The organism is Streptomyces sp. Tek67B01, assembly GCF_055231995.1.
The window spans coordinates 2,377,065-2,390,138 of record NZ_JBUYUY010000001.1 but is presented as its reverse complement, the minus strand read 5'-3'; the positions used below and the strand labels follow the sequence as shown (position 1 = coordinate 2,390,138).

Genomic DNA, 13,074 nt, shown 5'->3' with positions numbered 1-13,074 from the left:
TGCCCGGGCGGCAGGCCCCGTACTCCTTTGTCCACCACCGGCAAGTACGGGAGCCCCCTGATGTACCGACGCTCCGCAGCGGCTGCTGTTCTGCTGGCCGCCACCTTGGCCCTGACCGCCTGCGGTTCGGGCGGCGACGGCAAGGCCGACGCCGAGGCCGGCAAGCCGAAGCCGCCGGCCTCCTCCTCGGTGCCTGACCCGGCCGACAGTCCGGCCGCGCCGTCCCCCTCCGGGGGGAAGCCGTCCGGCCCGGTCCTGCCCGACGCGAAGCTCGTCCCCAAGACGGGCAGTTTCACCGAGACCGAGAAGAAGTACCTGAGCGGCCGGGTCCCGGAGAAGATGGACCCCGCGGCCGTCCTCCAAACGGGCCAGGAGTCCTGCCAGCGGGTGGAGCGCACGGCGAAGCACGACAAGGACGCGGCCGTCGGCGCCATCGTCGCCGGGGAGATCCCTGGGGCGAAGGACGCCATCCCGTTCCTGTGTCCGGAGCAGAAGCCGATCCTGGACGCGGCCGACAAGGGCTTCGGTGACGGCCGCCGGCAGTCCCCCGCCCCCGGCACCTACCGGGCGCTGACCCAGAGCACCACCTGCGCCTGGGAGGCCAAGGGCAAGGACGGCTCCGTCCTCGCCTCGGGACCCGCGACCCCGCCGAAGACCGGCGACAAGATCACGGCGACGATCCCGGCGGGCACCACCGAGTTCACCTCGACGGCCTGCTACGCCTGGGTCCCCGCGTAGGACACCGCCCGACCCGAGCGCCCACAAGAACGCCCCCGCCGGCGGTGCCACTGCCGACGGGGGCGTTTCCATGTCCCGGCCCGGGGTACTCGCGCCGTCACAAGACCACGAATGTGGAGGCGAGTTGACATGCGAGGCATCGGCGGCTGCATTGCCCTGATCGTGGTGGGGGCCATCATCACCTTCGCCAGCGACTGGCGGATGGAGGGCGTCAACCTCCCCCTCGTCGGCCTGATCATGATGGCGGCGGGCGCGATCGGCCTGGCCGTGTACTCCAGCGTCCTGCGCCGGCGTCGGGCCGCCGGGGTGCTCCCGGTGGTCGAGGAACGCGGCCGCGACATCATCTGACCCGCCGGGCGGGGGAGCGGCTACGCCCCCGCGCCGCGGGCCGACGCGTACACCGACAGGAGGGTGTCCAGCACGGTGTCCATCGAGAACGACTGAGCCGCCAATTTCCGGGCGGCCACCGACGCCGACCGGTTCGCGTCCGGGTCCAGGAGGGCGAGGACCGCCTCGGCGACCCCCGCCGGACCCGGTTCCACCGCGCGTCCGGCCCCCGCCGCGGAGATGTCCCGGGCCAGACCGTTGGAGTGGGTCACCACCGCCGGCGTGCCCACCGCCAGCGCCTCCAACACCGACATAGGGAACGGCTCTTCCACCGACGGCAGCACGTACACATGGGCCCGACGCAGCTCCGCCAGGACTTCCGCGCTCGACAGGGCCCCGGGGACCGTGAAGCAGGCGTCCAGCCCCAGTTCCGCGATCCGCGCCCGGACCGCCGCCAGTTCGCCCTCGTCCGGCCCGGCCACCACGAACCGCGCGTCCGGATGCGCCGCCAGCACCGCCGGCGCGGCGTCCACGAAGTCCACCGGCCGTTTACGGGCCTGTAGGCGCGCGGAGTACAGGATGCGCGGCGCCCCGGTCGGGGCCGGGCGCTCCTCCTGCGCCGGGGTGCCGTTGACCAGCCGCACCGCCGTGTCCAGCGCGGGCGGCCCCACCACCGCGTCCAAGCCCTCCCGTTCGTGCGGCGTCAGGTACAGCACCGCGTCCGCGCCGCGCAGCAGCCGGCGTACCGCCACCGCGTCCAGCACCTTGGCCAGCGGCTTCCCGCTCGGGTCCACCATTCCGTGGGTCTGGAGCACGAGCGGCTTGCGGGCGCGCAGCGCGGCCAGCGCCACGGGCAGCGTCACCAGGTCCCGCGCCAGGTGGACGTGGACCACGTCCGCCTCCCGCACCAGCCGCCCCGCCGAGGCGAGCAGCGCCGGGGAGGTCATCCCGCTGAAGCCCAGCGGGAGCAGCCTGCGGGCCGGGAACAGCTTCGCGGGCACCCCCTCCACGGATGTCGGCCACGGATCGGGGAACCCCTCGCCGAGGGCCAACAACCGCGCCTCGTGACCCCGCGCCCGCAGCCCCTTGGACAGGTTCAGCGCGACCCGGACCGGCCCGCCGAAGGCGTGCGAGGGGGAGTGCAACGTCACGGCGTGCAGGACTCTCAAAGCGGCACTCACTTCGGCTCCTCCACCGGGCGGCGCCGCCCGTCCCGGGTCTGTAGGGTCAGCGGGGGCAGGTCCTTGTGGACCACGGCGCCCGCACCCGCCACGGCGCACCGCCCGATCGTCACACCCGCCAGCACGGTGGCCCGTACGGCCACCCATGCACCGTCCTCCACGACGATGGGCGCGTTGCGGTAGCGGAAGTCCGCCGCCCGGTGGTCGTGCGAGCCGGTGCAGAGCATCGCCTCCTGCGAGACGCACACGTTCGCACCGATGGTCACCGGCTCCAGGTTCAACAGCCAGGCACCCTCGCCGATCCACGCGTGGTCCCCGACCGTGAGCTTCCACGGCCACAGCACCCGCACCTTGTGCCGGATCAGAACGCCCTCGCCTATCCGCGCGCCGAACGCCCGCAGCAGCGCCACCCGGAGCCGGGCCGGACAGAACCACGTCATGAAGAGCGTGTTCATCACGGCGAACCAGAGGGCCTGCGTCAGCCGCCCGCGCCCCTTGTCGTACCCGGCCAGCGTGAAGGAAGGAAGATCACGCAACAGTCGTCCCCATCGTCCGCCCCCGACAACCACCCCGCCGCGCCTCCCCGGGCGCGGCCCGCTCAGACTAGACTGCGCGCGGACCAGGCACATGGGGTGGGGGCGGCAGTGGCAACGGACATTCGCAGACCCCCCGTCGCGGCGCCGGTACCGGCGCCGCAGGACGAGGCCCGGTGGGGGCGCGTCACCACCCCCCGCACCCTGCTCTCGCGCGCGCTGTCCGTCCCGCTGATCCTCGGGTTCACCGTATTCCTCCCGCTCTTCGTCGCCGTCCAGTCCGGCGACGGCCAGCACGACGCCGCCTTTTGGCTGCAACTGCTGCTCACCATGTACGCGGGTGCCCGCCTGTCCGCGATGGTCCTCACGAGCCGGCGCAAACTGCTCCAGGGTTCGTTCTGGCTCTTCGTCTACATGGCCATGGGTGTGGCCCCGCTCGCCCAGGCCGTCCTCGGCCGGGTCCCGACACCCGTCGTCGGCCCGCGCTACGACCTCACGACCGCCATCGCCCTCGTCCTGCTGGGCTGTACCGCCTTCGACGTCGGCGTGCTGCTGGCCCGACACCGGCCGACGGGCCGCGCGGGCGGCTCGCAGAAGGAGAAACGGCCCGTCCTCGCGCACCGGCGCCGCCTGCACCTGCTCACCGCGCTCGCGTTCCTGTGCAGCGCGGCGTTCATCATGAAGCTGGGCGGCCCGGCGGTCTTCTTCTCCAGCCGGCAGGAGATCATCGCGGGCATCGAGGAAGCGGGTGTCTCCAACGGCGACGGCCAGGCGGGCCAAGCCTTGTTGCGCGGCTTCGGCACGGTGCCGGCGCTGCTGGCGCTGCTGCTGTACACGCGCTGGCTGATCACCTCGAAGTACGCCCGCCGCAAGGTCTCGATCATCGTGACGTGGGGCGCGCTCGCGCTGCTGAACCTGGTGGTCAACAACCCGATCTCCAACCCCCGGTACTGGTTCCTGACGGTCATGTTCGCGCTGCTGTTCACCGTCTTCCCGGTCAGCGCGGCGATGTACCGGGTGGCGCTGTCGATGGCCGTGGTGGTCGCGCTCCTCGTCTTCCCGTTCGCGGACCGCTTCCGCTACGACGAGAAGAACTACAAGCCGGTCGAGACGACGTCCTTCCTGGAGCCGATGGCCCTCAAGGACTACGACCAGATCGGCATGTTCGCGAACACCATCACCTACTCGAACTCGGGCCCGGGGCACCTGTACGGGCGTCAGCTGGCGGGGTCGGTGTTCTTCGCGGTACCGCGTTCGGTGTGGCCGGGGAAGCCGAAGGACACGGGCGTGATGATCGGTGAGTGGATGGGGACGGTCAACACCAACCTCTCGTCCCCGATCTGGGCGGAACTGTGGGTCGACTTCGGCCCACTGGGGATGGGCGCGGGACTGCTGGGGATGGGCTACGCGGCCGCCCGGGTGGACCGCCGGTACGCGAAACGGGCCACGAGGCGGTCGCCGCCGGGGAGCCTGATCTCGGTGGTGGTCCCGCTGGTCGCTGGGTACTCCTTCATCCTGCTGCGGGGGCCGCTGCTCCAGGCGTCGGGGCGGATCGCCATCGCGGGACTCTGCCTGGCGCTGGTCGCGACGTTCCGCGAGGACAAGGCATCCCGCCTCCGCTGACCCCCCGGCCCCTCCGGCCTCTCCGGGACTCCGCCCCGTACCCCGCGCCTCAATCGCCGGCGGGGCTGCATTTGTCGTCCCGTACCCTCCGCCCCGGAGGGGCTGGAGTTGCCGCCTTGCGCAACGAAACGCCGGGGTGGCTGAATTCAGCCTCGCCGGCGTTTGAGGCGCGGGGTCTGGGGCGGAGCCCCGGTTGGGCGGAGTCGCATTCTCGCTCCGGCCGGGCCGGGGCGGTCGGTCAGGCCGGTTCCGGGACCCATACGGCCGGGTCCGGGAGGCGTGAGACACGGGCCCAGGCCGCCGCCGCCTTCGCCGCCGATCCCGCCGCCAGGCCCCACGCGGCGCCCGCCACCCCCCACACCGCGTACCCCCCCAACAGCAGCGCCACCGACAGCAACGAGAACACCACCTGCAACGACAGCGTCGCCTTCGGGTTCAACACCCGCAGCGTCAGCAACGCACACGTGCCCAGCCCCATCACGGCGTACTGCGCCCCCGTCGCCGGAAGCAGCGCCGCCGCCGCCCCCCACGTATCGCCGAGCAGCCGGCGCCCCACCGTCTCCGGCAGCGCGTACAACACCGCGCCCCACCCGGCCCCGAGCGCCGCCAGCACCCCGCCCATCAGCAGCGTCAGCCGGACCACGCCCCGCTTGCCGGACGCCCGCCCCACCACCGGCGGCCCGAACGCGTTCGCCGAGTTGAACAGCACGTTCAGCGGCCCGAACAGCGTCGTCGCGCCCCGCAGCGCACCGACCGCCAGCGGCGTCGCGAACAACCCGAGTCCGAGCACCGCGAGCTGGCTGGAGCCGTTGCCCACCGCGAACTCGACCACGAACCGCTGCCCCAGGTGCCCGCGCCGCACGTACGGCCGCAGGTCCACCCGCGCCCCGCGCACGTACGGCCGCAGCAGCCACAGTCCGAGTCCCAGGGCCGGCAGTGCCGAGACCCCCCAGACCAGCACCAGCCGCCCCGCCGACGACCCTTCGGGCTGCGCGAGGAGCGCGCCGACCACACCCACCAGCCGCAGCGAGTCGGCGGCCAGCGCGCGCTCCGGCACCCGCAGCGCCGAGAAGCAGTACCGCAGTCCGTCCTGCACGAGCACCAGCGGCAGTACGAGCCCCAGCGCGAGGAACGCCCACCCCCCGGCCCCGGGCAGTATCAGGCCCACCAGCGCCGGCACGACCCCGGCCACGGCCGAGGCGACCGCGGTGAAGGTCAGGCCCGAACGGCACACCGAGCCGAGGCGTTCCCCGTCCTTCTCCAGCACCACGCTCTGGCCGACGTACGCCATGTTCAGTCCGAGGAGCACCGTGAAGGTCACGTACACCATCGAGAAGTCGGCGAAGCCGGACGCCGACGACAGCCGGGCCGCCAGCACCAGCACCCCGATGTTGGTGGCGCTGGAAGCGGCCTGGTCCAGGACCGAGGCGAGCGCGGCGAGACCTCCGCGCCTCACCGCCGGCCCATGCGGACCGTACGCAGCGCGACGGTGTCGGTGCCGTCACCGGGGATGTGCTGCTCGGCCTCGGCGACCTCGTACGGGATCGGCTGCGGCGCCGACTTGCGGGCGGAGGCCGAGGCGGAGGCCGGAGCCGCCGGGGCGGACCCGCCCTTCCCCTTGCCCCGGCCGCCGCGCTTCTCGCCGGGCAGCGGCGTGTGCAGTACCGCGCCGAGCACGGTCCCACCGGCGCCGCTGATGAGTTCGCGGATGCGGGCCAGGTCGCTGCGGTGCACCGCGCGCGGGTCGCAGACCACCAGGACGCCGTCGACGCGGTCGACGAGCGCGAGCGCGTCGGCGTACGAGAGCACGGGCGGCGCGAGCACCACGACGGTGGAGTTGGGGGAGTCGGCCTCGGAGATCAGCCGGGTGGCGCGTGGGGAGGTCAACGCGCGGGCGACGTTGCGGACCCGCTCACCGGGGATCAGGTCGAAGGCTCCCGACTCCCCGGCGTCCACGACGAGTTGACGTCCGTCGGGCCAGTCGGAGTCGCCCTGCTGACCGGGCTGTCCGCCTGCGCCCGGGCCGCCCGGCATCTGGCTCCAGCGCGGGCGGCCGCCCGCGTCGGTCGGCAGTTGGCTGGCCAGTACCGGAGTGCGCAGGTCGGCCTCGATGAGCAGGACGTCCTTGCCGGTCTCCGCGAAGGAGGCGGCCAGGTTCACGGCGACGGCGGCGGCGGTCTCGCTGCTGCCGCGCGGCGCGACGACCAGCAGTCGGCGCCGGTCGGCGAAGCGGGAGTCGTAGGCGAGCCGGAACGCCACCGACCGGAACTCCTCCGCGAGGCGCGGGTCTTCCTCACCGGCGGCGAGCAGCGGCCCGCCACCGGTCTTGTCCCGGGGCAGGGAGCCCAGTACGGGCGCCCGCAGGGCCCGCGCCACATCGCCGTCGGAGCGCGGCGCCGGGTCGAACACGAGCCGGACCCAGGCGGCGAGCAGGCCGAGCGCCAGACCCACGGCCGCGCCGAGGGCGAGGGACATCGGCAGGCCCGGCCCGTCGGAATCGCCGGGCGGGGTCGCGGGGCTGGTGACCCGGCCCGGGGCCATGTCCAGCGCCTGGAGCTTGGCGATGTTGCTGTTGAGGGTGTTGACCTTGCTCTGGAGGTCGGTCTTGGAGGAGTACGCCGCGTCGCGCCCGGGTCCCGAGGGCATGGCGTTGATCTGCCTGACGAGGTCGTCGAGCTGCTTGGCGACCGGATCGCGCTGGTCCTGGTAGCCCTTGACCATCTTGTCGCGGGTGACGTCCAGGGCATCCTGCCGCTTGAGCAGGTACGCCGCGGTCATCGCGTTGGCGCGCTTCGCGGCCTCCCCGGGGGAGGACGCGGTGTAGGTGAAGCGGAGCACCATCGTCTGCGGCGGGTTGGTGACCTGGAGGCCGCCGCGCAGGGCGGTGACGCCGGACTCGGGCACGCCGAGCTTCTTCGCCGCCTCGTCGGCTATGGAGGAGCTGAGCGCGACCTGGCGCTCCGAACCGATGTTGATCGCCTTGTCGGGCGCCAGGCTCGGGTTGAAGGGGTCGTCGGTGGGTGCGCGGAGCACGATGTCGGCGGTCGCGACATAGGTGTCCGCCGTGGATATGCCGAGGTAGACGCCGCCCAGCAGTCCGATGCCGACGCCGGCGCCGAGGAGCCGGCGGTAGCGCAGGAGCTGTCGGAACTGGTCCCGCAGGAGGTCCGGTTCGTCCTCCGCGGGGGCCGCTGCCGGCCGGTTCGTCTCGATCACGGCCGGGAACCCCCAAGTGCTTCGTCCATCAGTGCGTCGATGCGGGCCAGTCCCGCCTCGCGGCTCAGGTGGGCCGCCACGTGGACGGGCCCGGCGGCGCCCAGGGCGTCCGCGGCCCGCGGGTCCTCGGCCAGCGCCCGTACGGCCTTGAGCAGGGCGCCCGGGTCCTCCGGAGGTACGAGCACCCCCGCGCCGGAACGTTCCACCTCCTGGGCGGTCCCGCCCTGCGCCGCGACGGACGCGACGACGGGCCGGCCGGCCTGGAAGTACGAGGTCAGCTTCGAGGGCACGCTCATGTCCAGCACCGCCGCGTGCTGGGTGACCGCGAGCACGTCCGCCGCCGCGAGGATATCGGGGAACTCCCCGTCGGCGGCAGGGGGGATGATGTCAAGGTTCGGTACGTCCGCCGAGAGGTCGGCGAGGGCCGCACGCTGACTGCCGTCACCCATGAGGACGAAGCGGACGTCCGGGTCGAGCCGGGCGGCGCCGACCAGGACTTCGAGGCCCTGCTTGAGGCCCATGTTCCCGGAGTGCAGGACCACGGTCTGTCCCGGCGCCCAACCGAGGTGGCGGCGGGTCTCGCCGCGCGGCTTGGTCGGCAGGGCCACGTGCGACCAGTTGGGCACCAGGCGGATTTTCTCCTCGGGCACGCCCATCCCGACGACCCGGTCCACGAAGGTCTCGTGGATGACGCCGACCAGGGTGGCGCGCTTCAGCGCGTACGCCTCGGCGCGCCCGGCCAGCGCGGCCGCCTTGTCACCTCCGCTGATCCCGCTCTGCGCGGCGGCGGCGCCCATCAGGTCCTGGACGATCGGGACGTAGGGGACCTTCCACTTCGCGGCCAGGCGTGCGGCGAGCACCCCGCCGGCCAGGCTGGGCATCTGGGCGAGGACCGCGTCCGGCTTCGGCATCCGGGGCGGGGCCACGGCGCCGTGCAGCAGGATCGATCCTTCGAACAGGGCCCGTCGTACGGCGGTCTGGCGCGGCGGCACGGTGTGCGCACGCCGGTGCACGGTGACTCCAGCGCGCTGTTCCGTGCGCCGGAGCGCCCCCTTGTACTCCGGCTCCAGCGACCAGGCCGGGTAGTGCGGCATGCCCGCGAGGACATGCGTCTCGTGGCCGAGATCCGCCCAGTGCTCCGCGATCTGGGTGGCGTACGGCCCAATCCCCGCGTGCTCGGGAGCGTAATTGGTGGAAACCAGCAGCAGTCGCCGGTGACCGGATCTGGACACTGGACGTCCCCTTCTCCCCTGAATGATGCGCACGTCACCCTATTCGTTCACCGGCGTGGCGCGGAACGTGCACGCTATTGTCTGCTAATCCGCCACACCGGGGGGTGTGGCTTCTGGGGGGTAAGAGATGACGGAGCAGGACATGTCCGACCTTGGCGCGCCCGCACGCAGGCCGTATCGGGTCGGCTACGCGCCGGGCGCCTACGACCTGTTCCACATCGGACATCTCAACATCCTCCGGCACGCCCGCAGTCGGTGCGACTACCTGGTGGCCGGGGTGGTCTCCGACGAGATGGCCGAACTGGCCAAGGGCCGCCGCCCGATGATTCCGCTGGTGGAACGCCTGGAGATCGTCCGCAGCGTCAAGTACGTCGACGCCGCCTTCGTGGAGACGGTCCCGGACAAGGTGGAGACCTGGAAGCAGGTCCGCTTCGACGTCATCTTCAAGGGCGACGACTGGCGCGGCACCCCCAAGGGCGACCGGCTGGAGAAGGACTTCGCCGAACACGGGGTCGACGTCGTCTATTTCCCCTACACGGTGCACACCTCAAGCACCCAACTGCGTCGTGCGCTGGACGCGCTGGCGCGGCCCGCCGCCCCGGAAGCCCTCACCGCGGAACTGCGCTGAGCTCCCGGAACCACTTCACGAGGAACGCCAGCAGGAACAGCACGGCGACGGCGCCCAGCCCCGCGTACGCCCAGCGGAACAGCTGCCCGCCGCCGAGCAGCAGGAACACGAGGCAGAACACCCCGTAGTCCACGGGCAGCAACGCCACCGCGCGCAGGTTCGACGGCGCGGCGGCGGGGCTTCCCGGCGCCGGCTTCGGCTTGAGCTTCTCCGTGAGCAGCCCGCCGAAGAAGGTGACGACCGAGGCGAACTGGAAGACCAGCGGCGCCAGCAGCCAGCCGTCCGAACCCGTCCCGTACGCGTCGGGGAAGCGGTAGAAGGCGATCAGCACACAGGTGTGCAGGGCGGTCAGCTTGGCGCAGTCCACCACGTGGTCGAGCCACTCGCCCGAGGCGCTGCCGCCCCCGCGCAGCCGGGCCAACTGCCCGTCCGCCGAGTCGAAGGCGAAGCCGACCGCGAGCGCCGCCCACACCGCGACCCCGAGCCCCCACGACGGCGCGGCCAGCGCGACCGCCGCCACGGCGGCGAAGCTGAACGCGGCACTGACCAGCGTCACCTGGTTCGGGGTGAGCCCGAGCGCGTACGAGCCGGCGGCCAGGTACCGCCCGGCGGGCCGGTTGACGAACCGGGAGTAGAGCGAGACCCCCTTCGCCGACTTCTGCGCCCCGCGCAACTCCCGCAGCGCGGTTTCGACTCTCGCCATCTGCGCAAGCCCCCCTTTGGTGCGAATATGCGTACGCCGTACCTACATACGAAGGCCACATCATCGCAGGGCGTGCACGCGCTCAGGCCCCCGGACGGGCTCTTACGTCCGGAAGCGGCGGGAGGGACAGGTGGGCTGCGGCCACGAGCACCGGGGCGACCGCCGCCCGTACCGCCGGCCTGCGGACGGGCAGCCGTTCGGCGGCCCGGGCCCCGATGCGCGGATCGGCCGGCCGGGGCGATGCCCCCCCACGAGCGCGCTCCGCCCGGGGACTCGACCGCGATCAGCGGCCCCGGGGCCGGCAGGCGTCCCGCGGCCGGGTACCGGACCCCGTGCGCCATGACGTCGGCCACCGGCGTCCGGGCCGCGGACGCGTCGAAGGCCATGGCGGCGCCGGTGACGTCGGCCGGTGCGACCGGCGGGGCCACCCGTACCGGGCCGGCCGGCAGCAGGACGCGATGTCCGCCGGTGCGACGCCCGCGGGAGATCCGCTCAGCTCGCCACCCGCAGCAGCAGCACCGCCCGCGCCGGGACCGTCAGGGGCTCGCCGCCGCGGTGGCGCGTGCCGGGCGCCGAGGTCTGTTCCTCCCGAGAGGTGTCGAGCACGAGTTCGTACGACGCCGCCCACGGCGCGCCCGGCAGCATCCACTGCACCGGCCGGTCCCCGGCGTGCAGCAACGCCAGGAAGCTGTCGTCGCTGACCTGCCGCCCCCGCTCGTCCCGGCCGGGGATGTCGCGCCCCGACAGGTAAAGGCCCAGCGCCGCGGCGGGCGCGTACCAGTCCCGCTCGGTCATCTCCGCGCCCGCCGGGGTGAACCACGCCAGGTCGCGCAGTCCGTCCGCGTCCTGGGCCCGCCCGGAGAAGAACGCCCGCCTGCGCAACACGGGGTGCTCCCGGCGCAGCGCAGTCAGCCGGGCGGTCAGCGCGAGCAGCTGTGCCCAGTCCGGGTCCTGCGGCAGCGACCAGTCCAGCCAGCTCGTCCCGTTGTCCTGGCAGTAGGCGTTGTTGTTGCCGCCCTGTGTCCGGCCGAACTCGTCTCCCGCGACCAGCATCGGCACCCCGGTCGACAGCAGCAGCGTGGTGAGCAGGTTGCGCAACTGCCGCCGGCGCAGCGCCCCGATCCGCGGGTCGTCCGTCTCGCCCTCCGCCCCGCAGTTCCACGACCGGTTGTCGTTGGTGCCGTCCCGGCCGTCCTCCCCGTTGGCCTCGTTGTGCTTGCGCTCGTACGACACCAGGTCCCGCAGCGTGAAACCGTCGTGCGCGGTCACGAAGTTCACCGACGCGTACGGGCGCCGCCCGCCCCACGCGTAGAGGTCGCTCGACCCCGACAGCCGGTACCCCAGGTCCCGTACGTCGGGCAGCGCGCCCCGCCAGAAGTCCCGGACGGCGTCCCGGTAGCGGTCGTTCCACTCCGTCCACAGGGGTGGGAACGCGCCCACCTGGTAGCCGCCCGAGCCCACGTCCCAGGGCTCCGCGATCAGTTTCACCCGCCGCAGCACCGGGTCCTGGGCGATCACCGCGAGGAACGGCGACAGCATGTCCACGTCGTGCATGGAGCGGGCCAGGGCGGCCGCCAGGTCGAAACGGAAGCCGTCGACCCCCATCTCCGTCACCCAGTACCGCAGCGAGTCGGTGATCAGCCTCAGCACGTTCGGCCGCCCCGCGTGCAGGGTGTTCCCGCAACCCGTGTAGTCCGCGTACCTGCGCTGGTCGTTCTGCAGCCGGTAGTAGCCCCGGTTGTCGATGCCCCGCAAGGACAGGGTCGGGCCCAGCTCGCCCGCCTCCGCCGTGTGGTTGTAGACCACGTCGAGGATGACCTCGATCCCCGCCGCGTGCAGCGCCCGCACCATCCGCTTGAACTCGCCGACCTGCTGACCCGTCGTACCGCTCGACGAGTACGCGGCGTGCGGGGCGAAGTAGCCGATCGAGTTGTACCCCCAGTAGTTGCGCATCCCCCGGCGCAGCAGGTGGTCCTCGTGCGCGAACTGGTGCACCGGCAGCAGCTCCACCGCCGTCACCCCGAGCCGGGTCAGGTGCTCGATCGCGGCCGGATGGGCGAGCCCCGCGTAGGTGCCGCGCAGGCGCTCGGGAATGCCCGGATGGCGCATCGTGAACCCGCGCACGTGCAGCTCGTAGATCACCGAATCGGCCCACGGGGTCTTCGGCCGCACGTCGTCCGACCAGTCGTCGTCGTCGTGGACCACGACCCCCTTGGGGACGTACGGGGCCGAGTCCCGGTCGTCGCGCACGGTGTCCGCGATGTACTGCTGCGGCCAGTCCCGCACGTGCCCGTACACCTCGGGCGGCAGCGCGCCGTAGTCGTTGCCGGGCCGCGCGTCCACGGCCCGCGCGTACGGGTCCAGGAGCAGCTTCGCCGGATTGTGGCGGGCCCCCGTCCAGGGGTCCCAGCGGCCGTGCACACGGAACCCGTACCGCTGCCCGGGCCGCACACCGGGGACGAAGCCGTGCCAGATCTCGTGGGTGAGCTCCGTCAGCGAACAGCGCGTCTCGGCTCCCCGCCCGTCGAACAGGCAGAGCTCCACCGTCTCCGCGCCCGGCGCCCACAGCGCGAAGTTGGTGCCCGCGACCCCGTCCGGGCCCGACCGGTAGCGGGCACCCAGCGGGTGCGAGGACCCGGGCCACACCGGCGGGCCCGGGGGCGCCGGCACCCGTGCGCCCCGGCCCCCCGGCCGGCCGGTGACCAGGCCGGTGACCTGACCGTTCGGTCGCCCCCGCGGATGGCCGTCCGGCTGCCCGTCGACGGGCGGCGCGGGCGCGCTCCCGTTGACCCGTACCTCTCCGTCGACGGTTCCCAACGCCTCTTGCTCGGCTGCGCTCGACACTGCCCGCCTCCACGGCTCTCGGTACCTGCGAGGGCAGGGGAGTGCGGCC

General features: G+C 73.0%; 11 protein-coding genes. 4 read left to right on the top strand and 7 right to left on the bottom strand.

Annotated features, from left to right (window positions below):
* Nucleotides 1–60: 60 nt before the first annotated feature.
* Nucleotides 61–738, top strand: a complete 678-nt coding sequence (locus ACV7NM_RS10530; RefSeq protein ID WP_463410056.1) for a hypothetical protein — start codon at nucleotides 61–63, stop codon at nucleotides 736–738.
* Nucleotides 739–867: 129 nt separating this feature from the next.
* Nucleotides 868–1,086 (top strand): hypothetical protein, encoded by a 219-nt coding sequence (locus ACV7NM_RS10525; protein WP_136214496.1) that lies wholly within the window; start codon nucleotides 868–870, stop codon nucleotides 1,084–1,086.
* A 20-nt stretch (nucleotides 1,087–1,106) separates the two neighbouring features.
* On the opposite strand, the gene ACV7NM_RS10520 is transcribed toward ACV7NM_RS10525, so the two are convergent.
* Nucleotides 1,107–2,234 carry a glycosyltransferase gene (locus ACV7NM_RS10520; RefSeq protein WP_463413891.1) on the bottom strand — a complete coding sequence of 376 codons (1,128 nt, stop codon included), beginning with the start codon at nucleotides 2,232–2,234 and terminating at the stop codon, nucleotides 1,107–1,109.
* 8 nt (nucleotides 2,235–2,242) lie between these two features.
* Nucleotides 2,243–2,782 (bottom strand): WcaF family extracellular polysaccharide biosynthesis acetyltransferase, encoded by a 540-nt coding sequence (locus ACV7NM_RS10515; RefSeq protein WP_463410055.1) that lies wholly within the window; start codon nucleotides 2,780–2,782, stop codon nucleotides 2,243–2,245.
* A 108-nt stretch (nucleotides 2,783–2,890) separates the two neighbouring features.
* Here ACV7NM_RS10515 and ACV7NM_RS10510 point away from each other — a divergent pair, with 108 nt between their 5' ends.
* On the top strand, nucleotides 2,891–4,402 hold the full coding sequence (locus tag ACV7NM_RS10510; RefSeq protein ID WP_463410054.1) for a hypothetical protein: 1,512 nt from the start codon (nucleotides 2,891–2,893) through the stop codon (nucleotides 4,400–4,402).
* Nucleotides 4,403–4,640: 238 nt separating this feature from the next.
* Here ACV7NM_RS10510 and ACV7NM_RS10505 read toward each other — a convergent pair whose 3' ends face one another.
* Genes ACV7NM_RS10505 through ACV7NM_RS10495 form a run of 3 tightly spaced genes read right to left on the bottom strand, consistent with a single transcriptional unit; the run spans nucleotide 4,641 to nucleotide 8,820 of the window.
* Nucleotides 4,641–5,858: an MATE family efflux transporter gene (locus tag ACV7NM_RS10505; protein WP_463410053.1), complete on the bottom strand. Its 1,218-nt coding sequence runs from the start codon at nucleotides 5,856–5,858 to the stop codon at nucleotides 4,641–4,643.
* Complete coding sequence (locus ACV7NM_RS10500; RefSeq protein WP_463410052.1) at nucleotides 5,855–7,618, bottom strand: lipopolysaccharide biosynthesis protein; 1,764 nt, start codon at nucleotides 7,616–7,618, stop codon at nucleotides 5,855–5,857. The genes ACV7NM_RS10505 and ACV7NM_RS10500 overlap by 4 nt, the downstream gene beginning before the upstream one ends.
* Nucleotides 7,615–8,820 carry a glycosyltransferase family 4 protein gene (locus ACV7NM_RS10495; RefSeq protein ID WP_463413890.1) on the bottom strand — a complete coding sequence of 402 codons (1,206 nt, stop codon included), beginning with the start codon at nucleotides 8,818–8,820 and terminating at the stop codon, nucleotides 7,615–7,617. The genes ACV7NM_RS10500 and ACV7NM_RS10495 overlap by 4 nt, the downstream gene beginning before the upstream one ends.
* 172 nt (nucleotides 8,821–8,992) lie before the next feature.
* Here ACV7NM_RS10495 and ACV7NM_RS10490 point away from each other — a divergent pair, with 172 nt between their 5' ends.
* Nucleotides 8,993–9,478, top strand: a complete 486-nt coding sequence (locus ACV7NM_RS10490; RefSeq protein ID WP_463410051.1) for an adenylyltransferase/cytidyltransferase family protein — start codon at nucleotides 8,993–8,995, stop codon at nucleotides 9,476–9,478.
* Here the strand turns inward: ACV7NM_RS10490 and ACV7NM_RS10485 are convergent.
* On the bottom strand, nucleotides 9,459–10,181 hold the full coding sequence (locus ACV7NM_RS10485) for a CDP-alcohol phosphatidyltransferase family protein (RefSeq protein WP_463410050.1): 723 nt from the start codon (nucleotides 10,179–10,181) through the stop codon (nucleotides 9,459–9,461). The genes ACV7NM_RS10490 and ACV7NM_RS10485 overlap by 20 nt on opposite strands.
* Nucleotides 10,182–10,673: 492 nt before the next feature.
* Nucleotides 10,674–13,025 carry a glycogen debranching protein GlgX gene (gene glgX / locus ACV7NM_RS10480; RefSeq protein WP_463410049.1) on the bottom strand — a complete coding sequence of 784 codons (2,352 nt, stop codon included), beginning with the start codon at nucleotides 13,023–13,025 and terminating at the stop codon, nucleotides 10,674–10,676.
* Nucleotides 13,026–13,074 lie beyond the last annotated feature (49 nt).